General features: G+C 71.5%; 16 protein-coding genes. 3 read left to right on the top strand and 13 right to left on the bottom strand.

From position 1 onward, the window contains the following. Nucleotides 1–470 precede the first annotated feature (470 nt). Nucleotides 471–1,208: an alpha/beta hydrolase gene (locus tag EMA17_RS46910; RefSeq protein WP_126643354.1), complete on the top strand. Its 738-nt coding sequence runs from the start codon at nt 471–473 to the stop codon at nt 1,206–1,208. 5 nt (nt 1,209–1,213) lie between these two features. Here EMA17_RS46910 and EMA17_RS46905 read toward each other — a convergent pair whose 3' ends face one another. The 8 genes from EMA17_RS46905 to EMA17_RS46870 form a co-directional block, all read right to left on the bottom strand. Beyond that, on the bottom strand, nt 1,214–3,790 hold the full coding sequence (locus EMA17_RS46905) for an ABC transporter permease (RefSeq protein ID WP_126643353.1): 2,577 nt from the start codon (nt 3,788–3,790) through the stop codon (nt 1,214–1,216). 276 nt (nt 3,791–4,066) lie between these two features. After that, complete coding sequence (locus EMA17_RS46900; protein WP_126643352.1) at nt 4,067–5,428, bottom strand: replication-associated recombination protein A; 1,362 nt, start codon at nt 5,426–5,428, stop codon at nt 4,067–4,069. 2,420 nt (nt 5,429–7,848) lie between these two features. Beyond that, a complete protein-coding gene (locus EMA17_RS46895; RefSeq protein ID WP_126643351.1) occupies nt 7,849–8,664 on the bottom strand; it encodes a vWA domain-containing protein in 816 nt (271 codons plus the stop codon). Nucleotides 8,665–8,769: 105 nt separating this feature from the next. Then, nucleotides 8,770–9,282 (bottom strand): hypothetical protein, encoded by a 513-nt coding sequence (locus EMA17_RS46890; RefSeq protein ID WP_126643350.1) that lies wholly within the window; start codon nt 9,280–9,282, stop codon nt 8,770–8,772. Beyond that, on the bottom strand, nt 9,279–9,791 hold the full coding sequence (locus EMA17_RS46885) for a hypothetical protein (RefSeq protein ID WP_126643349.1): 513 nt from the start codon (nt 9,789–9,791) through the stop codon (nt 9,279–9,281). Before EMA17_RS46885 ends, EMA17_RS46890 begins: the two co-directional genes overlap by 4 nt. 191 nt (nt 9,792–9,982) lie before the next feature. Then, nucleotides 9,983–11,821 (bottom strand): aspartate--tRNA ligase, encoded by a 1,839-nt coding sequence (aspS, locus tag EMA17_RS46880; protein WP_126643348.1) that lies wholly within the window; start codon nt 11,819–11,821, stop codon nt 9,983–9,985. Continuing rightward, nucleotides 11,818–13,077 (bottom strand): histidine--tRNA ligase, encoded by a 1,260-nt coding sequence (gene hisS / locus EMA17_RS46875; protein ID WP_126643347.1) that lies wholly within the window; start codon nt 13,075–13,077, stop codon nt 11,818–11,820. The genes aspS and hisS overlap by 4 nt, the downstream gene beginning before the upstream one ends. Nucleotides 13,078–13,091: 14 nt before the next feature. Next, on the bottom strand, nt 13,092–13,787 hold the full coding sequence (locus EMA17_RS46870) for an MBL fold metallo-hydrolase (RefSeq protein ID WP_126643375.1): 696 nt from the start codon (nt 13,785–13,787) through the stop codon (nt 13,092–13,094). Nucleotides 13,788–14,101: 314 nt separating this feature from the next. Here EMA17_RS46870 and EMA17_RS46865 point away from each other — a divergent pair, with 314 nt between their 5' ends. Together EMA17_RS46865 and EMA17_RS46860 are read left to right on the top strand one after the other, a co-directional pair. Continuing rightward, nucleotides 14,102–14,944, top strand: coding sequence for a peptidylprolyl isomerase (locus tag EMA17_RS46865; RefSeq protein WP_126643346.1), 843 nt, complete (start codon nt 14,102–14,104; stop codon nt 14,942–14,944). A 106-nt stretch (nt 14,945–15,050) separates the two neighbouring features. Continuing rightward, a complete protein-coding gene (locus EMA17_RS46860; RefSeq protein WP_126643345.1) occupies nt 15,051–16,280 on the top strand; it encodes a DUF349 domain-containing protein in 1,230 nt (409 codons plus the stop codon). Between the two features lie 516 nt (nt 16,281–16,796). Here EMA17_RS46860 and EMA17_RS46855 read toward each other — a convergent pair. The 5 genes from EMA17_RS46855 to yajC form a co-directional block, all read right to left on the bottom strand. Continuing rightward, nucleotides 16,797–19,385 carry a RelA/SpoT family protein gene (locus tag EMA17_RS46855; protein ID WP_371863227.1) on the bottom strand — a complete coding sequence of 863 codons (2,589 nt, stop codon included), beginning with the start codon at nt 19,383–19,385 and terminating at the stop codon, nt 16,797–16,799. Between the two features lie 264 nt (nt 19,386–19,649). Continuing rightward, complete coding sequence (locus EMA17_RS46850; RefSeq protein ID WP_126643343.1) at nt 19,650–20,198, bottom strand: adenine phosphoribosyltransferase; 549 nt, start codon at nt 20,196–20,198, stop codon at nt 19,650–19,652. Next, entirely contained in the window at nt 20,198–21,361 is a 1,164-nt protein-coding gene (gene secF / locus EMA17_RS46845; protein WP_126643342.1) for a protein translocase subunit SecF, read from the bottom strand. Before secF ends, EMA17_RS46850 begins: the two co-directional genes overlap by 1 nt. Then, entirely contained in the window at nt 21,361–23,130 is a 1,770-nt protein-coding gene (secD, locus tag EMA17_RS46840; RefSeq protein WP_126643341.1) for a protein translocase subunit SecD, read from the bottom strand. Before secD ends, secF begins: the two co-directional genes overlap by 1 nt. Before the next feature lie 173 nt (nt 23,131–23,303). Continuing rightward, nucleotides 23,304–23,768, bottom strand: coding sequence for a preprotein translocase subunit YajC (yajC, locus tag EMA17_RS46835; RefSeq protein ID WP_160161817.1), 465 nt, complete (start codon nt 23,766–23,768; stop codon nt 23,304–23,306). Between the last annotated feature and the right edge of the window lie 77 nt (nt 23,769–23,845).

Genomic DNA, 23,845 nt, shown 5'->3' with positions numbered 1-23,845 from the left:
GTCGCGCGCGACGTCGGTAACGCTGTCGCAGGGGCTCGGTCGCGAGTGCGAGCGCGGGTGATCACCGGTCGCAGGCGCAGGCGGATGCGGTCGCCGGCACGGGCGCAAGCGGGCGGATGCGGTCGCGGGGTCCCGGCAAGCACGAGCGTGCACGCAACCGCCAGGCCGAGCGCGGTCGCGAACGCAGGCGCAGGCGAGCGGGGTCGCGCGCGACGTCGGTAACGCTGTCGCAGGGGCTCGGTCGCGAATGGGAGCGCGGGTGATCACCGGTCGCAGGCGCGGGCGGGTGATTGCGGTCGCCGGCGCTCTCGTGGGAGTGACAGGCGGGCGCAGGCGCAGAGGGTCGGTGTCGGTGGGAACGACCGGGGTGGTGGAGGCGTTCGGGTTTTGGGGTTTGTGGTCGTGAAGGGCCCCGCACGACGCGAGTGGCCTGGTCGCCGGGGCCACGCCGACAGCATGGAGGGCTCCGCATGCCGGACGCGCACGCATCCACCGGGCCGTTCGCCGCGCTGCGCAGGTGGTCGCCGCCGCGTGACACGCCCGTACGCGCGGTCGTCCTGGTCCTGCCCGGTGGCCGGGCGCAGGGTCGGCAACCCGCCTCCACCCGCAACCTGGCCTATCGACGCATGGTGCCGATAGCGCGATCCGTACACCGCGCGACCCACGCCGCGGGCGCCGAGACCTGGCTGCTGCGCTACCGGGTGCGCGGCTGGAACGAACCCGATCGCGACCCGGTCCAGGACGCGTGGTGGGCCCTCGACGGCATCCGTACCCGATATCCCGACGCCGAGGTCACCCTCGTCGGCCACTCGATGGGCGGCCGCACCGCGTTGCGGGTGGCCGGCCACGACAGCGTGCGCACGATCTGCGCGTTGGCGCCCTGGATCGAGGACGACGAACCGTACGCACAACTCGCCGGCCGGGACCTGGTCGTCGTGCACGGCACGGCTGACCACACCACGAGCCCGAAGGCCTCGCACCGCTACGCGCTGGCCGCGCGCGAGGTCTCCGACCGCGTCTGCCGATTCGAACTCCCCGACGGCCACGCGATGATGCGCCGCGCACCGGCGTGGACCGAACTGGTCCGCCGCACGGTGGTGGGCGCGGTCACCGGCCGCCTGGACCCCGAGATCGCCCGCGCCATGCGAACCCCGGCCCCGGACGGCCTCCGCGCCTCCGCGATCGGCGCGAGCGGCCAGGGCCGTTAGGGCGGTCATTCGGCACCGATCGCGGTCAGGATGTCGGTGCGGGCGGCGGTGCGAGCCGGCCAGACCGCGGCGACGACGCCCACGACGACCCCCAGGGCGAGGAACCCGGCGACGCCGGCCCAGGGCACGACCAGGACCAGATTCGGCAATTTGCCGCGCAGCGTGCCCAGGATCCCCCAGGCCAGGAACGCCCCGACCAGCAGACCGAGCACCGCGCCGAACACCGAGATGACCGTCGACTCGACCCGGACCATCGTGCGCACCCGCGAGCGGTCCAAGCCGATCGCGCGCAACATGCCGATCTCCCGGCGGCGTTCGAACACCGACATGGCCAGGGTGTTGATCACGCCGAGAACCGCGATCAGCACCGCCATCGCCAGCAGCCCGTACATGATGTTGAGCAGCAGGTCGACCGTGCGACTGAAGGACTTGCGGATGGCGGCGCGATCCTCCACCCGCACGAGCGGGTTGTCGCCGATCGCGCGCTCGATCGCCCGCGTGGTCGCGGCGCTGCCGCCGCCCTCGATGCGGACCATGATCGAACGGATGTCGCGGTCGACCGTGTGCCGCTCCAGGAGCGCGGCCGGCACCGTCACCTTGGTCAGCTGTTCGAGGTCGCCCTGGATGCCGCCGACCTTGACGGTGCCCCGGGCGCCGTCGGGGTAGCCGATCGGGATCACCGAGCCGACGCCCCATCCCCGCCGCTTCGCGGTGTCCGCGGTGATCAGGATCTCGCCGCGGCGCAGCGCGTCGGCGGCCGCGGTACGGCCGCCGGTCTCGGGCGCGGCGAGGCCGCCGAAGTCGATCAGGTGCTCGATGCCCTTGGGCTCCACCGCGATCACCGCCGCCTCGTGGCCGTCCAGCAGCACCGAGTCCCGGACCAGCGGCGACATCGCGGTGACCCCGGGCACGCGGGCGACGACAGCCGGCACGCCCGCGTCGAGCGAGGCGCCGTTGACCGTACCGATCCGGTAGTCCGCGGCGATCTCGGCGATCGCCCGTTCCTCGACGGCCTGCCGGATCGACGCGCCGAGCATGGTCAGGCCGGCGATCAGGGACAGCCCGATGGTCAGCGCGGACGCGGTGGCGGCGGTACGTCGGGGATTGCGTACCGCGTTGCGCCGCGCCAGCCGACCGGCCACACCGAACACACGATCCAGCAGTGGCTTGCCCACGGCGATGGCGGGTCGGGCAAGCGACGGGGTGAGCACGAGGACACCGCTCAACAGCAGGAACGCACCGAGCGCGACCGGAACCCGGCCGCTGTCGCCGGCCGCCGAACGGCCGTACACGGTGAGCGCCGCACCGACCGCCGTCACCAGCGCCCCCAGCGCGCCGCGGCCACGCGGTCCGCCGCGGCCCGCCGGTCGCTCCACCGCGTTCAGCGCGGCGACCGGGGGAATCCGGGACGCCCTCCGAGCGGGCAACCACGCCGCCAGGAGGGTGACCGCACCGCCCACGAGCAACGCGACCGCGATCGTACGGCCCTCCACGATCAGCGGGCCGGCGGGCAGATGCGCGCCGAATCGTTCCAGGAGTGCCCGAAGCGCACCGGCCATCGCGATACCGGCGGCGAAGCCGAGCAGGGAGGCGATCACGGCGACGGCCGCGGCCTCGACCAGCACGATCCGGGTGACCTGTCCGCCGCGGGCGCCGACCGCGCGCAACAGGGCCAGTTCGCGGGTGCGTTGGGCGACCAGCATGGTGAAGGTGTTGGCGATGATGAAGGTCGCGACGAACAGCGCGATGCCGGCGAACGCGAGCAGCGCGATCGTCATCTGCCGGGTGCCGGCCTCGATCATGTCCACCTGCTCGCGGGCGAGCGTACGTCCGGAGGCGACCCGCAGATTGTCCGCGTCCGACACCACCCGCCGAGCCGCGGCGCGCAACGTCGCCTCACTCGTTCCGGGGACCGGAACCAGGTCGATCTCGGCGTAGCGCCCCGGCTCGAGCAGCAGCCGCTGTGCGGTCGCGGTCTCGAACAGCACGAGCGAGCCACCCGACGACACGCGCGGATCGTCGGTCGCGAACACCCCGGTCAGCCGAGCCGCGATCATCGGCCCGCCGAGCGCGACGCGCACGGTGTCGCCGACCCGGAAGCCGCCCTTGTCCGCGGTCCGCACGTCGAGCGCGATCTCGGCGGCGGCGGCCGGTCCGCGCCCGGACCGCATCGGAAAGCGGGGATCGGTGCCGTCCCCGACCGGTACGAAGTTCGTCCCGATCGTCGTCCACCCCGACCCGAGCAGGTCACCGTCCCGGTCCACCACGCCGGTGAACCCCTCCAGCACACCACGCGCCCGCGCGACACCGGGCAGCGCGCGCAGCCGGGCGAGGGTGTCCTCGGTGAGCGTGGGTTCGGGTCGGCCGTGCGCGCGCGAGCCGGTGCGGTCGACGTTGTCGTCCAGGACGGCGACGGATACGTCCGCGAAGCTCTTGGAGGCGGTGTTCTTGAACGCCCGCCCCAGGGTGTCCGACAGGACGAGCGTGCCCACGACGAACGCCACACCGAGCAACACCGCGACCGCGGTCATCGCCAATCTGGTCCGGTGGGCGACGACATTGCGCAGCGCGAAACGAAACACGGGCAACTCCGGGAGGGCCGAGCACGAACAGCGGGATCCCGCCCATCCTCACCCGCCCCCACCAGCACGGACGTCCCCCATCAGTAGCCCCTCGCACCCCCCGATCCGTCCCCCTGAAGTCCGACTCCACCCCCACAGGACGGACCCCACACACCACCTGAACGCACCTCCCGGCGCATCACCCCGACGGGCGGCGTTCGGTGCGGGCCGGGTGCGGCACAGCGCTGTTCGTACCGAGGTGCGCGGCGCGGGGTGGGGTGGAGTGGGGTCCGCGCGTCAGGACGTCGGCGGGGTCGGCGTGTTCAGGCGGGTGCGGAGCCACGTGGTGATGTCGGCGTAGCGGGCCTCCGCGCCGTGGCGGGTGGGCTCGTAGTAGGTGCGGCCGTGGATGGCGTCGGGCGCGTACTGCTGGGCCGCCACACCGTCCGGGTCGTCGTGCGGGTAGATGTAGCCCTGCGCGTGGCCGAGTTTGGCGGCGCCCTTGTAGTGCCCGTCCCGCAGGTGCGGCGGGACGGGGCCGGCCAGCCCCTTCCGGACGTCGGCGAGTGCGGCGTCGATCGCCAGGTATGCCGCGTTCGACTTGGGTGCGAGGGCCAGATGGATGACCGCCTGGGACAGCGTGATCCGCGCCTCGGGAAAGCCGATCAGCGCGACCGCCTGCGCGGCGGCCACCGCGACCTGGATCGCGGTCGGATCGGCCATCCCGATGTCCTCGCTCGCCGAGATCATCAACCGCCGGGCGATGAAGCGCGGGTCCTCCCCCGCCTCCACCATCCGCGCGAGGTAGTGCAGCGCCGCGTCCACGTCCGAACCCCGGATCGACTTGATCAACGCGCTCGCCACGTCGTAGTGCTGATCCCCGTCCCGGTCGTACCGCACCGCCGCCCGGTCCACCGCGCTCTCCAGCGTGGCCAGGGTGATCGATTCCTCGCCCTTGTCGGCGGCCGACCCCGCACCCGCCTCCAACGCGGTCAGGACACGCCGCGCGTCACCACCCGCGATCCGCAGCAGGTGCTCCTCGGCGTCGGCGTCGAGGGTGAGCGTCCCGGCCAGGCCGCGTTCGTCGGTGAGCGCGCGCTGCACCACCTCGCGCAGGTCGTCGTCGGTCAACGACTCCAGGGTCAGCAGCAGCGACCGGGACAGCAGCGGGCTGATGATCGAGAAGTACGGGTTCTCGGTGGTCGCCGCGATCAGCGTCACCCATCGGTTCTCCACGGCCGGCAGCAACGAATCCTGCTGGGCCTTGGAGAAGCGGTGGATCTCGTCGAGGAACAGCACCGTGTCCCGCCCCTGGGACCCGGCGTGCCGACGCGCGTCCTCGATCACCGCGCGCACTTCCTTGACGCCCGCCGTGATCGCGGACAGTTCCACGAACCGCTGACGAGTGACATGGCTGACCACGTAGGCGAGCGTGGTCTTGCCGGTACCGGGCGGTCCCCACAAAATCACCGAACTCGGCGCGGTGACCCGACTCTCCGACGCCACGAGCCGACGCAACGGCGACCCTTCACCCAGCAGGTGCCGCTGCCCGACCACCTCGTCCAGTTCACGCGGCCGCATCCGCACGGCAAGCGGCGCAAGCGAGGGGTCCTTGGCCTGCCGCGCCTCGGCGGCAGCGGTAAAAAGATCGGCATCCACTCCCCGACCCTAACCCCCACCCCCGACACCACCCGCCACACACGAACACCGGAATCCGCCGACCCCCCAGAGCCACCCGCCGGAAACAACCAAGACCCGGCAGACGCACCAACAACACCCCTCGACCACCAAGGCAACAGGCCAAATCAGACACCATGGCACCCACCCGCCCGGGATGGGACGGGACGGGGCGGAGGATCGTTCGGGAGCCTGGGACTCTTGACGACGAGACAGGCGTATTGCCTCCGGGGAAAGCCACCGGCAGACCGGGCGGACGGTCGGCTTGGATCTGCCGAGGGCCTTCCCGGGTGGGTCGGGCGCTTTCGGCCGAGGGTGCCGCTGCGGGTCTGGCCCGGGTCGTGGAGTGGCCGCCGCCGGCGTGCGGGGCTCCGAGAGTCGGGCCTTCCGACGAGACGGGTGTAATGCTCGGCGAAAACCAGCCGGCAGCGGCGCACAGGGCGGGCGGGTCGAGTTTGCCGAAGAGCCTTCCCAAGCGGGTCGGGGGTGTTTGACGGGCGCCGCGCTTGTGGTGGCGGAGCACGGGGCCGATCAGAGCCGATGGTGGGCCGCCGCAGGCGTGCGGGGCTCCGAAGGTCCGGCCTCCCGACGAGACGAGCGTGCTGCTCGGCAAAAACCGGCCTGCAGCGGCGCACAGGGCGGGCGGTCGGGTCGAGTCCGCCCGGGGCGCCTTCCCGAGTGGGCCGGGTGTTTCCGGCGGGCGTTGCGCTTCCGGTGGCGGAGCTCCGGTGCGGGGGCAGTCCGGGTCGCGGGGTGGGCTGGCGCTGGCGTGCGGGGCTTCGGGCGGCGGGGCTTCCGACGAGACGGGGGTGTTGGTTGGCGAAAACCAGCCGGCAGCGGCGCACAGGGCGCGGGCGGTCGGGTCGAGTCCGCCGAGGGGCCTTTCCGAGTGGGTCGCGGCGCTTCGCGGGGCGTCGGGGAAAGGTTGGGGTTCGAAACCGGATCTCGGTGGGTGGTTGTGGGCTTCGAGCCTCGGTGACCTGCGGTTTTGCACGGTCGGGGCGGAAAGACGGGCGTCGAGTGCCGGTTTCGTGCGCTCCGACTCTCTCAACACCGGAGCGGAGACCGAAACCGCCCGGTGGGAGTCGGCCTCACGCGCTGCGACCCCACCGGGGCCGTCGAGGAGGCCGAAAGTGCCCAGTCAAGTCCAAAACCGGACCCCAAGGCACACCAAACGGCATCCCTTCCCACTGACCTGCGGTTTTCTCTCGCCTCAAGCCTGCGGCACCTCACGCCGCCCGATTTCGCGAACTCTCACCACCCACACACCCACCACACACCGAAAACACCCGACCCGCTCGGAAAGGCCCCCGGCGGACTCGACCCGAGCGCCCGCCCCGAGCGCCGCTGCAGGCCCGTTTTCGCCAACCAACACCCCCGTCTCGTCAGAAGGCCCGCCGCTCGAAGCCCCGCACGCCGGCGACGGCCCACCCCACGCCCCGGACCGCCCCGCACCGAAGCTCCGCCACCGGAAGCGCAACGCCCACCGGGAGCACCCGACCCACTCGGGAAGGCGCCCCGGCAAACTCGACCCGACCCCTCCCCCCTCCCCCCTCCCCCGCTGCCGGCCGCTTTTTGCCGAGCACCACACCCGTCCCGTCGGAAGCGCTCAGTCTCGGAGCCCCGCACGCTGGCAGCGGCTCACTCCGCGACCCGGACCGGCCCCGCGCCGGAGCTCCGCCACCAAAACGCAACGCCCGCCGGGAGCGCCTGACCCACTCGGGAACGCACGCCCGGCGGACTCGACCCAACCGCCGCCCTGCCCGCCGCTGCAGGCCGCTTTTTCGCCGAGCAACACACCCGCCTCGTCTAAAGCCCCAAGTCTCGGAGCCCGCACGCCGGCAGCGGCCCACCCACCGACCCAGACCCACCCCGCACCAGGCCACCCGCCACCCGCCACCCAAGGCGCAACGCCCGCCGGAAACATCCGGCCCACTCGGGAACGCACGCCCGGCGGACTCGACCCAACCGCCGCCCTGCCTGCCGCTGCTGGCCGGTTTTCGCCGAGCAACACACCCGCCTCGTCGGAAACACTCAGTCTCGGAGCCCCGCACGCCGGCAGCGGCCCACCCCACGACCCGGACCGGGCCCGCGCCGAAGCTCCGCCACCACAAACGCGGCGCCCGCCAAACACCCCCGACCTACCCGGGACGGCGCCTCGGCGGACTCGACCCGGCCGCCCGCCCCGCCCGCCGCTGCAGGCCGGTTTTCGCCGACCAACATCCCCGCCTCATCGGAAGCCCCGCCGCTCGGAGCCCCACACGCCGGCGGCGGCCCACCCACGACCCGACCCGGACCGGACCCGCACTCCCGGCCGAGGCGCAACCGTCGCCGAAAGCGCCCGATCCACCCGGGAAGGCCCCGGCCGCCCGCCCGGCGGCGAAGCGAGATGGGCGTGTGGGTCAGCGTAGGACGCCGGCTGCTTTTGCTGTTTGGAGCCATTCGGGGAATTCGTTCATCAGGTTGTCGTAGAGGGTGGGGTCGGGCATGCGGCGGGGGTCGGCGCCTGCTTCGAAGAAGCCGGCGTTGTCGACTACGCGGTACTTCGGGGCGGGCAGGTCGTCGAGGCGGTGCAGGAAGCGGAATTCGTCTCGGCCGAAGCCGATGAACTGCCAGAAGATGGGCAGTTCGGCCGCCTTGCACAGGGTCTTCTCGGCGGCCTTGGCGTTGTTCGGCGCGCCGTCGGTCTGGAAGATCACGAAGGCCGGGTCGGTCGCGCCGCACGAGCGGTAGTGCGCGATCACCGCCTCCATCGCGGACACGTAGTCGGTGGTGCCCATGTGGCCGAGCTTCTTGTGCAGCGCGGCGATGCGGCCGCCGTAGTTGTCCAGCGAGATCTCCTCGGCCGCGTATGCCTTCGTGTCGAAGAAGATCACCGGCACCGTGCCGTCGTCGTCGAAGTGCGCGGCCGCCGCCAACACCCGGTCGGCGAGCGCCTGGACGCTGCCGTTCTTGTAGAACGGCGCCATGCTGCCCGAGCGGTCGAGCACCAGATAGACCGCCGCCCGCACGCCGGCCAGCCTGTTCTTCTCCAGGCTGACCCCGGCCGCCTTGTAGAGGCTGACCAGACCGGGCGCGGAGCGCTCGATCTTGTCGAGGCTGACCGCCGAGCCGCTGCCGCTGCGCACGGTGGCCGAGGGTGTCGCGCCGACCGTGGGCGGGGCCGCCGGGGACGGTGCGGGCTTCGACTTCTTGCGACCGAACAGCGAGAAGGGCATGGCGAGGCTCCCAGCAGTCGAACGAGTCGGGTGGCCGCCCCCTCCCGGGGGCTTCCCGCGACTACGCTCCCAGATGCCCCACCCCCACGAACAGGGGCAGATCCCTCACGAATCGGCCATGTCGCACCCCGCCCGTCGGCGCCGAACCCGGTCGGCGGTCCACCCCGGCGGCACCACCACCACCTCGCCGATGTCCCCGGCCCACATCACCTGCGGCCCGAACGCCTCGGCCAGCGCGACCACCGCCCGCTCCACCGCACCCTCCCCCGGAGCCCGGCAGGTCAGCCCGGACGCCGGCTCGTCGCCGCCGATCCGCTTGCGCTCGCCCGCGACCGCCAGCGCGAGCCCGCCCAGATGATCGCCGTCACCACCCCCGGGCCGCTCCGGGAGCGGATCGGTCACCTCGGCGCCGTCGACCCACAGACTGAACCAACAGCGCGCCGACAACCCTTCGCCGCGCAACACCCCCAACAGATCGCCGACTTGCGGATAGGACGCGGCCCGCGCCTCCTCCAGGAGGTCGGCCGGCACCGGCGTGCCGAACGACTCGACGAACTCCAGGCCACCCTCGCCGTCGGTGAACCACCGCAGCGGATTGATATGCACGGTGTGGCTCATGCGACCTCCCGATTCGAGCCCCGACCTCGACCCGCTCCAGCATCCCGCCCGCCTCCGACATGCGAGCCGACCCGAACCCCCACCTCGACCCCGGCCTCGGCCTCGGCCCCGGCCCCGGCCCCGACGACAACGGGCGCACCACCTCCGCCCGTTGCACCCCCGTCGGTCCCGACGCCCCCGGCCGCCGCCCGCTCCAGCGCCGCCGCGCGCCGCCGCCGCGACGCGTGGAACCACTCCTGCCATTCCCGCGTGCCCTCGATCGCCTGCACGCGCGCCATCGCGTACAACCGCACCGGCGGCGAACCGCGATATCGCATGTTGGCCATCGTCCCGTCGGGCTCGGTCAGGAAACGCCCGATGGCGGCCTGCGTCCAACCCCGCCCCAGCACGGTCGACCGCGTCACGTACTCCGCCGGCACCCGCCGCTTGGTCAAGTCCACCGCCATGTCGGCCTCCCCGAGGTAGTCCGAACCGATCCCGGCGACCGGCTCGACTTCCAAGGTAGGCACCGACGCCCACCCTCGCTTTCCCCCTGTGCAGAAGCGTTTTTCCTACGCCCGCCCCCACCGCCCCGCCGCCACCACACGCGTCCACACGCCCCCACACACGCCCGTCCGCCCCCCCGAACCCGCCCCCAACGCCGAAGGGCGGCCGAGCCACTGGCCCGACCGCCCCACAACATCCACCGACAGACGGGCGGTTACACCTTCTCGGCATCCGCAACCGCAGCCCCAGCCGCACCCGCACCCGCACCCTTGGCACCGGCATCACCGGCGCCACCGGCCCCCGACTTCGGCTTCGCGTCGATCCCCGCCTCCCGCCGCTGCTGCACCGTGATCGGCGACGGCGCCCCGGTCAACGGATCCCCACCGGAAGCCGTCTTCGGGAACGCGATCACATCCCGAATCGACTCCGCCCCGCCCAACAACGCCACCAGCCGGTCCAACCCCAACGCGATCCCGCCATGCGGCGGCGGCCCGTACGCGAACGCGTCCAGCAGGAACCCGAACTGCGACTGCGCCTCCTCCTCCGACATCCCGATCGCCGCGAACGCGCGCTCCTGCACGTCCCGACGGTGGATACGGATCGAACCGCCGCCGATCTCGGTGCCGTTGAGCACGATGTCGTACGCGTTCGACAGCGCCTCGCCCGGGTTCTTGTCGAACCCGTCCAGCCACTCCGCCGTCGGCGCCGTGAAGGGGTGGTGGATCGCGTGCCAGCCCTGGTGGTTGCCGGCCGCGTCCTCGATCGGCTCGAACATCGGGAAGTCGACGACCCAGAGGAAGTTCCACTTCGACTCGTCGATCAGCGACCCGCGCCGGGCGATCTCCAACCGCGCCGCGCCGAGCAGTTCGAGCTGCGCCGTGCGCCGCCCGGCCGCGAAGAAGATGCAGTCGCCCCTACTCGCCCCGGTCGCCTCGACCAGCCCGGCCAGGTGCTCCTCGGACAGGTTCTTGGCCACCGGGCCGCGCAGTTCGCCGGTCTCCGCGTCGACCAGCACGTAGGCGAGCCCGCGCGCGCCGCGCGCCTTCGCCCAGTCCTGCCAGCCGTCCAGCTCCTTGCGGGTCTGCGCGGCGCCGCCGGGCATCACCACCGCGCCGATGAACTCGGCCTGGAACACCCGGAAGGAGGTGCCCTCGAAGTAGGCCGTCAGGTCCGCCAGTTCGCACCCGAAGCGGGTGTCCGGCTTGTCCGAGCCGTAGCGCGCCATCGCCTCGGCGTAGGGCAGCCGGGGCAGCGGCAGCGCGATCTCCACGCCGTGCACCTCGCGCCACACCCGCGCGATCAGCTTCTCGGTCAGCGCCAGGATGTCCTCGGCGTCGCAGAAGGACATCTCGACGTCCAGCTGGGTGAACTCCGGCTGCCGGTCGGCCCTGAAGTCCTCGTCCCGGAAGCAGCGCGCGATCTGGTAGTAGCGCTCCATCCCGGCCACCATCAGCAGTTGCTTGAACAACTGCGGCGACTGCGGCAGCGCGTACCACGAGCCCGGCTGCAGCCGCACCGGCACCAGGAAGTCGCGGGCGCCCTCCGGCGTGGACCGGGTCAGGTACGGCGTCTCGATGTCGAGGAAGTCGTGGTCCTCCATCACCTCGCGGATCACCCGGGTGACCTTCGAGCGCAGCCGCAGGTTGCGCGCCATCGACGCGCGCCGCAGGTCGAGGTAGCGGTGCTTGAGCCGCACCTCCTCGTTGACCGTGCCCGGGGTGTACTCCTCGATCGGGAACGGCAGCGGCGCCGCCTCCGACAGGATCTCGAAGTCGTCCACGACGACCTCGACCGCCCCGGTGGGGATCTCGGTGTTCTCGTTGCCGTCGGGACGCACCCGCACGTCGCCGGTGACCCGCACGCAGAACTCGGAGCGCAGGTTGTGCACCGTCTCCAGGTCGCGGAAGACCACCTGCACGGTGCCCGAGGCGTCGCGCAGGTCCACGAACGCCACGCCGCCGTGATCGCGCCGCCGGGCCACCCAGCCGGCGAGCGTCACGGTGTGGCCGGCGTGCTCGGCGCGGAGCGTCCCGGCGTCATGGGTGCGGATCACTGAAGCTTCTCCTTCAAGACGGTGACGACCTGGTCGAGCGGAACCGGGGTCTGGTCCCCGTTCGACAGGTCCTTGATCTGGGCGACGCCCTCGGTGAGGTCACGATCGCCGACGACGATGGCGTAACGGGCGCCGGATTGCGACGCGGCCTTCATGGCGCCCTTGAGCTTCTTCCCGCCGAACGCCATGTCGGCCGGGATGTCCTCGATCCGCAGCTGGGTGACCATGGCGAAGACCGCGCGGCGGGCCGCGTCGCCGATCGCGACGCCGTAGACGTCGCAGTCGGCGGGGGTCTCCACGGCCTGGCCCTCGGCCTCCATCGCGAGCATCGTGCGGCCGATGCCCAGCGCCCAGCCCACCGAGGGCAGGTCGGGGCCGCCGAGGTCCTCGGACAGACCGTCGTAGCGCCCGCCGCCGCCGATCGCCGACTGCGCGCCGAGGCCGTCGTGCACGAACTCGAACGTGGTGCGGTTGTAGTAGTCGAGGCCCCGGACCAGCCGGGGGGTGTCCTCGTAGGCGATCTCCAACTCGTCGAGCATGCCGCGCACGAACGTGTGGTGTTCGGCGCAGGCCTCGCACAGGTGGTCGGTGATCAGCGGGGCGTCGGCGATCAGCGCCTGCACCTCGGGCCGCTTGTCGTCGAGCACGCGCAGCGGGTTGATCTCGATCCGCGCGTGCGTCTCCTCGTCCAGGTCGAGCGCGCGCAGGAACTCCTGCAGCTTGGCCCGGTAGACGGGGCGGCACTCGCGGCAGCCGAGCGAGTTGAGCAGCAGCCGGAAGTCGCGCAGGCCGAGCTTTTGGAAGCCCTCGGTGGCCAGCGCGATCATCTCGACGTCGACCAGCGGGTCGTCGCTGCCGATCGCCTCGGCGCCGACCTGGGTGAACTGCCGGGTACGGCCGGCCTGCGGACGCTCGTAGCGGTAGTACGAGCCGAAGTACCACAACTTCACGGGCAGTCGGCCCGCGTACAGGTTGTGCTGGAGCACCGAGCGCATCACCGCCGCGGTGCCCTCGGGGCGCAGCGTCAGCGAGCGGCCGCCGCGGTCCTCGAAGGTGTACATCTCCTTGGTCACGATGTCGGTGGACTCGCCGACGCCGCGCAGGAAGAGGCCGGTCTCCTCGAAGGTGGGGGTCTCGATGTACTGGAAACCCGCGTCGCGCAGTTCCAGGCCGAACTGGATCCGGATCCGGTTGAACGTCTCCGAATACGGCGGGAGCATGTCGAAGGTGCCCTTGGGGGCGTTGAAGGTACTCACGGTATGAAAATCCGTCACATTCCTCGGTGCGGTCCCGCGGGCGGCGTCAGCTCTTGCAGATACGGATTGCTCGCGCGCTCGCGGCCGATCGTCGTCTGGGGGCCGTGGCCGGACAGGACGACGGTCTCGTCCGGCAGGGGCAGACACACCCGGGACAACGAGCGCAACATCTGCGCGTGATCGCCGCCGGGCAGGTCGGTGCGTCCGATGGAGCCGGCGAACAGCAGGTCACCCGAGTACAGGATGGGCGGGATGTCCGCGCTTCCCTGGGTGCCGAAGGCCACCGACCCCTGTGTATGGCCGGGCGCATGATGGACCGTCAGCTCGAGGCCCGCGAGTTCGAGCACGGCGCCGTCGGTGAGCAGGCGCACGTCCTCGGGTTCGGTGAAGGTCATCCCGCCGAACAACTGCTGTCCCACGCCGAGCGACAGGCCCTTGGCCGGGTCGGAGAGCAGGTCGCGGTCGTCGGGGTGGATCCACGCGGGCACCTTGTGCTCGGCGCACACCGGCACCACGGAGAACATGTGATCGATGTGCCCGTGGGTCAACACCACCGCCACCGGACGCAGCCCGTGCTCGCGGACGATGTCCTGTACGCCGTCGAACGCGTCCTGCCCGGGGTCGACGATCACGCACTCCTCGCCGGCGCCCGGAGCGACCACGTAACAGTTGGTCTGGAAGGACCCTGCGGGGAACCCGGCGACGATCACGTTCGTCCTCTCGGTCTCGGGGTCTTCCGGCGACGGGGGCAAGCACGGAAGTATGCGGCGGACGTGGGAATCGGATACGAGACTACCGGCGCGCGGGGGCGGATCGCGAACCGGTTCCGGGGGTGCGTGCCTAGACTGTGCGCGAGCTGCGACCGGTTCCGCACGTGTGGGATCACCGCAGGTCGGGACCGGTACACGGATCCCGTCACGGTGCCGGAAGCCGTCGTCCGGCGCAGGCTCGGTCGCACGGCCGTCCGGGTCGAGTCCCATCCACATCAGTCCGTTCGAACCATTCGAATCCAGGAGAGCACGCGGTGGTCACCAAACAGCAGCGCCAGCGACAGCTCGCGCGCGAGAAGTTCGAGCGCCAGCAGGAGCGACGCGGGACCGCGCACGCACGTCGGCGCCGGCGCAATCAGGTCGTCGCCGCGGTCGCGGCGGTGGTCGTGGTGGCGGGTGGCGGGGCATGGCTCGCGGTGGCGACGAGTGACGACGACAAGGACGACAAGAAGACGAACGCGGCGAACACCCCGCCGAGCACGCAGCCCTCCGCGCCGCAGTCGCCGCCGCCCGCCGCCAAGCCGAAGACGTGTGCGGCGCCGGCGCCGGGCGATCCGACGAAGGAGCAGTTCACCGCGGAGCCGGCGATGTCGATCGACACGGCCGGCGCGTACACGATGACGCTCAAGACCACGTGCGGCGAGGTGAAGGTCGCCCTGGACGCGGCCAAGGCGCCGCACACGGTGAACTCGTTCGCGTTCCTGGCGGGCAAGAAGTTCTTCGACCACACCAAGTGCCACCGGCTGACCACGGGCGGCCTGGCGGTGCTCCAGTGCGGCGACCCGACCGGCACCGGCACGGGTGGTCCCGGGTACAAGTTCGTCGACGAGAACCTGGGCACCGCCGGCGCGGACGGCACCGCGGCCTACCCCGCGGGCACGGTGGCGATGGCGAACTCCGGTCCCGGCACCAACGGCAGCCAGTTCTTCCTGGTCACCGGGGACAGCAAACTGCCGCCGAACTACACCCCGTTCGGCAAGGTCACCGGCGGGATGGACGTCCTGCAGAAGATCGCCGCCGCGGGCACCGAGGACGGCGGCAGCGACGGCGCGCCGCACGAGAACGTGGTCCTCGACAGCGTGACCGTGGCCAAGTAGCAACCGACCGCACGCGTGTTCCACCGCGACTCCCCGGGCACGGCCCGGCCCGCGCCCGGGGGGTCCTGTGTAGAGTGCGCCGCATTCAGCATCGAAGGAGGCCGCTGTGAGCAGCGACCCGTGGGGCCGCGTGGACGAGCAGGGAAACGTCTTTGTCAAGACGGCGGACGGTGAACGCTCCGTCGGTTCGTGGCAGGCGGGTTCCCCGGACGAGGCCCTGGCCTACTTCCGGCGCAAGTACGAGGGACTCGCCGTCGAGGTGGAGTTGCTCGCGCGGCGGGTACGGACCACCGACCTCGCGCCCAAGGACGCCCACCACGCGATCGAGCGCCTGCGCGCGAGCATCGTCGACGCGAACGCGGTCGGCGATCTGGAATCGCTGGTCAAGCGCCTGGACGCGCTGGTGACCGTGGTGGATTCCAAGCGTGAGGAGCGCAAGGCCACCCGCGCGAAGGCGCAGGAGGAGGCGCAGGGCGCCAAGGAGCGCATCGTCGCCGAGGCCGAGCTGCTGGGCCAGAGCACGGACTGGCGACCGGCCGGCGAGCGACTGCGCGCGCTGGTGGACGCCTGGAAGGCCGTGCCGCGCCTGGACCGCAAGGCCGACGACGAACTGTGGCATCGGTTCTCCCAGGCCCGGTCCAACTTCGCCAAGCGCCGCAAGGCGCACTTCGCGGAGCTGGACGGTCAGCGCGACAGCGCCAAGCGGGTCAAGGAGAAGTTGGTCGAGGCGGCCGAGGCGCTGTCCGCGTCCACCGACTGGACCGACACCGCGGCGCGCTACCGCGACCTGATGAACGACTGGAAGGCCGCCGGCCGGGCCCAGCGCGACGTCGAGGAAGAGCTGTGGCAGCGCTTCCGGGCCGCGCAGGACGTGTTCTTCGCGGCGCGCAGCGAGGTGTTCGCCGAGCGCGACTCCGAGCAGCGGGAGAACCAGGCCGCGAAGGAGGTGCTGCTCGTCGAGGCCGAGACGATCCTCCCGGTGACGGACGTCAAGGCGGCTCGGGCGGCACTGCGCTCGATCAACGATCGCTGGGAGGCCGTCGGCCACGTCCCGCGCGACGCCCGGCCGAGGATGGAGGCCCGGCTCCAGACGGTCGAGCGGGCGATCCGCGAGGCCGAGGAGGAGCTGTGGAAGCGCACGAACCCGGAGGCCCGGGCTCGCGCGCAGGCCGCGGTGGACCAGATCCAGGCGTCCATCGACAAGCTCACCCAGCAGGCGGAGAAGGCCCGCGCGGCGGGCAACGAGCGCAAGCTGCGCGAGGCCGAGGAGTCGATCGCGGCCCGCGCGGAGTGGCTGGCCGAGGCGAACAAGGCGCTGGAGGAGTTCTCCGGCTGAGCGGGACGGGCGGCCGGCCGAGCGGTTCGAGTCGCGCGGGCGTGCGCGTACGCGGATCCCTCGCGTAGGCGCGGCCGGCTCCGCGGCGCGGCGACGCACACCACACACGGGCGGGCCCGGATCGGCGACAGCCGGTCCGGGCCCGCCCGTGGTGCCATCGGCCCGTTATCGGACGCGACCACGACCGACCACGACCGACCGCGCCCGGGCCGGCGCCCGCCCCGTCCCGGCCCCGCTCCCCACGCGCCCGAGCCACCGCGCTTTCCGGTCCGGCCCCGGTCACGACCGAGCGCTCCCGACGTGACCGGCCCGCCGCGTTCCCCGCCCGGACCCGGTCGCGACCAAGGCCCGGGCACCCGCTTGCGTCCCGATCCCGCACCGCCCCGTTCCCGGCCCGACGGCGCGCGTCGCAGCGGCCCCGAGCGCCGCCCACAGGCCCCCGCCCCGCTCCCCCGGACACAACGACCGAGCGGCGCCGGAAAACCCTCCCGACGCCGCCTCCCGCCCCGCGTGGGGCTACTGCTGCCGTCCGCTGGTCACCCGGTACGCGTCGAACACGCCCTCGACCCCGCGCACCGCCTTGAGCACGTGGCCCAGGTGCTTCGGATCGCCCATCTCGAAGGTGAACCGGCTCACCGCGACCCGGTCGCGCGTGGTGGCCACCGACGCGGACAGGATGTTCACGTGCTGGTCCGACAACACGCGCGTGATGTCGGACAACAACCGGGACCGATCGAGGGCCTGCACCTCTATCGCCACCAGGAACACCGAGGACGCGGTCGGCGCCCACTCGACGTCGACGATGCGCTCCGACTGCCGGGACAACGACTCCACGTTGCCGCAGTCCTGGCGGTGCACCGAGACGCCGTTGCCCCGGGTGACGAATCCGATGATCGGATCGCCCGGCACCGGCGTGCAGCAGCGGGACAGCTTGACCCAGATGTCGTCGACACCCTTGACCACCACGCCCGGATTGCCGGTCGAGCGCGGCCGGCGCCGGGTGGTGGTCGGCCGGGTCGCCTCGGCCAGGTCCTCGGTCGCGCCCTCCTCGCCGCCCAGCGACTCGACCAGGCGCTGCACGATGGTCTGCGCCGAGACGTGTCCCTCGCCGATCGCCGCGTACAGCGAGGAGATGTCGGGGTAGCGCAACTCGTGCGCCAGCGTCACCAGCGTGTCCCCGCCGCCCGACATCAGCCGCTGCAGCGGCAGGCCCTGCTTGCGCATGGCCCGGGTCAGGCCCTCCTTGCCCTGCTCGATCGCCTCCTCGCGGCGCTCCTTGGAGAACCACTGGCGGATCTTGTTGCGCGCCCGGGGCGACTTCACGAAGCCGAGCCAGTCGTGGCTGGGCGCCGCCGTCTCGCTCTTGGAGGTGAACACCTCCACCAGGTCGCCGTTGTCCAACCGGCTCTCCAGCGGCACCAGGCGGCCGTTCACCCGGGCGCCGATGGTGCGGTGTCCCACCTCGGTGTGCACCGCGTAGGCGAAGTCGACCGGGGTCGAGCCGGCCGGCAGCGCTATCACGTCGCCCTTGGGGGTGAAGACGAAGACCTCCTGGCTGGAGAGGTCGAAGCGCAGCGACTCCAGGAACTCGCCCGGATCCTCGGTCTCCCGCTGCCAGTCCAGGAGTTGACGCAGCCAGGCCATGTCGTTGGCCGGGTCCTCGCCCTTGCGCGCGGACTTGGTGTCGGTCTTCGCGGCGCCCTTGGCACCGACCGCCTCGGCCTTGTACTTCCAGTGCGCGGCGATGCCGTACTCGGCGCGGCGGTGCATGTCGAAGGTGCGGATCTGCAGTTCGACGGGCTTGCCCTCGGGCCCGATCACCGTCGTGTGCAACGACTGGTACATGTTGAACTTGGGCATCGCGATGTAGTCCTTGAACCGCCCGGGCACGGGGTTCCAGCGCGCGTGGATCGTGCCGAGCGCCGCGTAGCAGTCGCGGACCGAGTCGACCAGGACCCGGATGCCCACCAGGTCGTAGATCTCGGTGAACTCGCGGCCGCGCACGATCATCTTCTGGTAGACCGAGTAGTAGTGCTTCGGCCGCCCGGTCACCGTCGCCTTGATCCGCGCCGAGCGCAGGTCGCCCTGCACCTGGTCGGTGACCAGGGCCAGGTATTCGTCCCGCTTGGGCGCGCGCTCGGCGACCAGGCGCACGATCTCGTCGTACATCTTGGGGTAGAGGATGGCGAAGGCCAGGTCCTCCAGCTCCCACTTGATCGTGTTCATGCCCAGGCGGTGCGCCAGCGGGGCGTAGATCTCCAGCGTCTCGCGGGCCTTGCGCTCCTGCTTCTCCCGCTTGAGGTAGCGCATGGTGCGCATGTTGTGCAGCCGGTCGGCGAGCTTGATCACCAGCACGCGCGGGTCCTTGGCCATCGCGATGACCATCTTGCGCACGGTCTCGGCCTGCGCCGCCTCGCCGAACTTGACCTTGTCCAGCTTGGTCACGCCGTCCACGAGCATCGCCACGGTGTCGCCGAAGTCGCGACGCAGCGCGTCGAGCCCGTAGTCGGTGTCCTCGACGGTGTCGTGCAGCAGTCCGGCCATCAGCGTCGGCGGGTCCATGCCCAGCTCGGCCAGGATGGTGGCGACCGCGAGCGGGTGGGTGATGTACGGGTCGCCGCTCTTGCGCCGCTGGCCGCGATGCCAGCGCTCGGCGGTGGTGTAGGCCCGCTCGATCTGGCGCAGGTCGGCCTTGGGGTCGTTGACCCGGACCACCCGGAGCAGCGGCTCCAGGACCGGGTTGTAGACGCTGTTGCGCTGCACGCCGAGGCGGGCCAGGCGGGCGCGGACCCGGCTGGGCCCGTCCACCCGCAACGAGCGCGAGCGCTCGCCGGTGCGCGAGGCGCCCGCCGCGCTCGGCGCCGCCTTGGCGACCGGTCGCGGCCCCCGGGCCTCGGGTCCGGCCGCACCGGCCGCAGGGCCGCTGTGGCCGTCGCTGCCGCGGGGACCGTCGGCGCTCTCCTCGGACGCCGGGCCCCGGGTGTCGGCCGGACCGGGCCGGTTCGCGGGCGGCTCGGCCGACGCCGCGGGCCGCTCCTGCGGCGGTTCGGCGTGCGCGTCGGCGCGGGCCCGGGCGGGAGCCTCCTCGGCTCCCCCGGCGCTCACCGGCGGATGACCCGCGGGCCCCGGTGTGGCACGTGTGGCGTCGTCCGAGGGAGCCGCGTGTTCGACGGCATCCCCCGAGGACGACGCGACGGGCGCGACCTCGTCCGGCAAGGGAACTCCTCCCACAGATGACGGAAATTCCATCGTACTGACCCGCGCCGTCGACACTCGGCCATCCGGTTCGGCGGCCGCCGAAACGGCGGAGGCCGGAGGCTCCCCACCTGGGGCGCCTCCGGCCTCCGAGCACCGGCCGCGGGCGGCGTGTCACACGACGATGAACGACTCCAGCACGCCGTCCGGCAACACCGGCGCGAGCCGGGCCCGGCCGTCCAGGAAGCCGAGTTCGAGCAGGACCTCGACCCCGACCACCTCGGCTCCGGCCCGCCGGATCAGGTCGATCGTGGCCTCGACGGTCCCGCCGGTGGCGAGCACGTCGTCGATCACGAGCACCCGGTCACCGGCCCCGAACGCGTCCTGGTGCACCTCGAGGGTGGCCGAGCCGTATTCCAGCTCGTAGGACTGCGCGTGGGTGGCGCACGGCAGCTTGCCCGCCTTGCGCACCGGCACGAATCCGGCCCGGGCCCGCAGGGCGACCGGAGCGGCGAGGATGAAGCCTCGGGCCTCGATCCCCACCACCTTGTCCACCCGGCCGGCACAGCGCTCGGCCAGCGCGTCGACCAGGGCCGCGAAGGCGACCGGGTCGGCGAGCAGCGGCGAGATGTCCTTGAACACCACGCCCGGCTTCGGCCAGTCCGGCACGTCCCGGATCCGGCTTTCGAGCAGTTTGCGCAGCTCGCCGGAGTCGGTGGTCATCAGCGCTTCCTCTTGCCGGCGGGACGGGTGCGCGACCGGCCGCGCGCGGCGCCCGCGCGAGCCGCGCCGCCCTGCGCGGGTACGGTCTCGTCCTCGTCCGCCTCGGTCTCCTCGTCCACGTCCGGGTGACCCTCGGCCTGGTCCGCGGGGATGCCCGCGGCCTCGGCGGCCTTGGCCGCCTTCGCCTCGGACGCCCGACGCTGGGCCACCTTCTTCGCGAGCAGCCGCATCTCCGGCGACCGCTCCTTGAGGTCGGCCAGTATCGGCGTGGCGATGAAGATCGACGAGAACGCGCCGGCGGCCAGACCCACGAACAGCGACAGCGCGATGTCCTTGAGCATGCCCGCGCCCAGCAGCCCGCCGCCGACGAACAGCAGCGAGGCGACCGGGAGCAGCGCGACCACGGTGGTGTTGATCGAGCGCACCAGGGTCTGGTTCAGACCGGCGTTGGCCGCTTCGCTGTAGGTGCGCTTGGTCTGCTTGGTGATGTTCTTGGTGTTCTCCTTGACCGTGTCGAACACCACGACCGTGTCGTACAGGGAGTAACCGAGAATCGTCAGCAGACCGATCACCGTGCCGGGCGTCACCTCGAAGCCCACCAGGGCGTACACCCCGATGGTGATCACGATGTCGTGGATGAGCGCGACCAACGCGGCCACGGCCATGCGCCACTCGAAGGCGAAGGTGAGGTAGATCACCACCAGGATCATGAAGATCACCAGGCCCTGGAGGGCCTTCTTGGAGATCTCCTTGCCCCAGCTGGGACCGACCACCTGCGTGTTGACCTTGTCGGGCGCGACCTTCAGATCCTTGGCGATGGCCGCCGAGATCTGCTTGGTCTTGTCCGCGTCGGACTCGGCGAGCTGGATCCGCAGACCGCTGCCGCCGACCTTTTGCACTATGGCCTCGGTGCCGTCGGTGAACGGCTCCACCGCCTTGCGCGCGTCGCCCTGCGAGGCCGAGGTGTCCTGGATCGTGTAGACCGACCCGCCCTTGAACTCGATGCCCTCGTGCAGCCCGCGGCCGAGCAGGCCGCCGACCGCGAGCACCAGGATCAGCGCCGAGATCGAGTACCAGATCTTCTTGCGACCGACGAAATCGAACGAGACGTCGCCGTGGTGCAGCCGGACGCCGATGTTCTTGAGGTCGGAGAAGCGACTCATCACGCCTCCTTCACGCCGGCCGCGCGCCCACGGGAGCGACGACCGCGATACGACTGGCGCTGATTGGCGCCGAGCGCGACGGGATCGAGGCCGGACCACTTGTGGCCGTCCGCGAAGAACCTGCGCCGGGCGAGGATCGTCATGAGCGGCTTGGTGAACAGGAACACCACCACGACGTCGAGCAGCGTGGTCAGGCCGAGGGTGAACGCGAAGCCCTGGACCTTGCCGACCGAGACCACGTAGAGCACCGCGGCGGCCAGGAACGACACCGCGTCGGACACCAGGATGGTGCGCCGGGCGCGGGGCCACGCCTTCTCCACGGCGGGCCGCAACGTGCGACCCTCGCGGATCTCGTCCCGGATGCGTTCGAAGTACACGATGAACGAGTCCACCGTGATACCGATCGCGGCGATCGCGCCGCACACCGCCGGCAGGTTGAGTGCGAAGCCGATACTTCGGCCGAGCAGACACATGATGGCGTAGGTCAGGGCCGCCGAGACCACCAGACTCGCGATGCTCACCAGGCCGAGGCCGCGGTAGTAGAACAGCGAGTACAGGATGACCAGGACGATGCCGATCGCACCCGCGATCAGACCGCCCCGGAGCTGGTCGCCACCGAGCGAGGCGGACACCGTGGTCACGTCGCTCTTGGTGAAGGACAGCGGGAGCGCGCCGTACTTGAGCACGTTCGACAGGTCGTTCGCCGAGGTGCGGGTGAAGTCGCCCGAGATCACCGCGCTGCCGCCGGGGATCTCCGCCTTGACCGACGGCGCGGAGACGACCACACCGTCCAGGTCGATCGCGAAGCGGTTGGTCGGGTACTTGCCCTGCGCCAGGTCACCGGTGATCCTGGTGAACTTGTCGGTGCCGGAGTCGCTGAACTTCAGCTCGACTTCCCAGCCCCCGACGGAACCGTTCTGCGGCAGCTGCGCCTTCGACGAGGACACGTCGGTGCCGGGGATCAGCACCGGACCCAGGATGTACTTCTCCGCGTTCTCGCCCTGGGTGCGGCTGCACGCCACGGTGGGCTTGTCCTCCGGAATGGGCTCCGAACCCAGGCCCCGGTTCTCCGGACGGTTGCAGTCCAGGTCGGCGTACTTCGCGCGCAGCTCGGGCGTGATGCCGTTCGCGTCGGCGCCGGCCGGCGGGGTGTTCGCCGGAGGCGTCGCGGGCGGAGTGGTCGCGGGCGGGGTCGACGGCGGCGGTGTCGGGGCACCGGACGCGTCCTTCAGGTTCGGGATCACCCGACCCTGCGGTTTGTTCGACTCGGCCGCCGGGGGCGTGCTCGCGGACGGCGTGCCCGCCGCCGGAGGCGCACTCGCGGGCGGCGTCGACGGCGGCGTCAGCGGCAGCTTGGTCCCGCCCTGGGGAGCGATCGGCGCCGCCTCGAGCACGGGACGGAAGAACAGCTTCGCGGTCTGACCGACCTGCTCCGCCGTCTCCTTCTCGTTCTTGCCCTTGGGGATGCTGATGACGATGTTCTTGTCGCCCTCGGTCTGCACCTCCGCCTCGGACACACCGAACGCGTTGACACGCTGGCGGATGATCTCCACCGCGGTCTGCATGTTCCTCTTGTTGACCGCGCCGTTACGGCCCTGGTCGGCCTTTGCGGTGAGCGTGACACTCGTGCCGCCCGCGAGGTCGATGCCCAGACGTGGGGTCTTGTCCCCGGTCGAGAACATGATCGCGTACAACGCCACGATCACGACCCCGATGAAGGCAAGGACCCGTCCCGGGTGCCCTCGGGAACTCGATTTCGGTGCTGCCACCTTCGCCCAATCTCCCTCTCGATGCCGCCGCGTCGGGATTGCCCCACGGTCGCCGGCACGGCACGGCGCCCGACGGTTGGTCGGGCGCTCTCGTATCCGGGGTGTCACCCCCGGTCACATGACTGTATTGCTCCGCGGTGGCCCTGGGACCACCGCGGCCATCACGAACCGAGCTAGTCCTGCTTGTCGTCCTTGCGCAGCCGGTCGCCGGTCTCGGACGCCTTGCTCGCGCCCTCGGCCTTGGTCACGTCCACGGTCTTGCCGTCCGCGGCGTCGGCGTCCTCGCCGGCCTCGGGCTTCTTGTCCAGACGCACGGCGTCGTCGCCGGTCTCGGCAGCGTCGTCGTGCTCGTCGTCGGTCTCGTCGTCCTCGGGCTCGTCGCCGGAGGACAGGACCGCCGCGATGGCGCTCTTCACGAAGCGGCAGTGCACGTCGGGGGCCACCTCAAGGATGACGGAATCGTCCTCGACCTCGGTGACCGTCGCGTACAGACCCGCGATCGTGCGGACCTCGGCCCCCGGAACCAGCGAGTTCTGCGTTTCCATGGCCTGTCGCTGGCGTGCCTTCCCGGGCTTGATGATCAGGAAGTAGAACACCACGACGATGATTACTGGCAGGAGGAGGGTAAGCGGGTCCACGGCTTGAAACGATTCCTTCCCAAGGCCGCGCGGCGGCCCGGACGGTGACACTCGGCCGGCCACGGCGCGGCAGCCTC

The organism is Embleya hyalina (assembly GCF_003967355.1).
GTDB lineage: Bacteria > Actinomycetota > Actinomycetes > Streptomycetales > Streptomycetaceae > Embleya > Embleya hyalina.
Note: the sequence above shows the minus strand (reverse complement) of the source record. Positions and strands in the feature narration are given on the sequence as shown.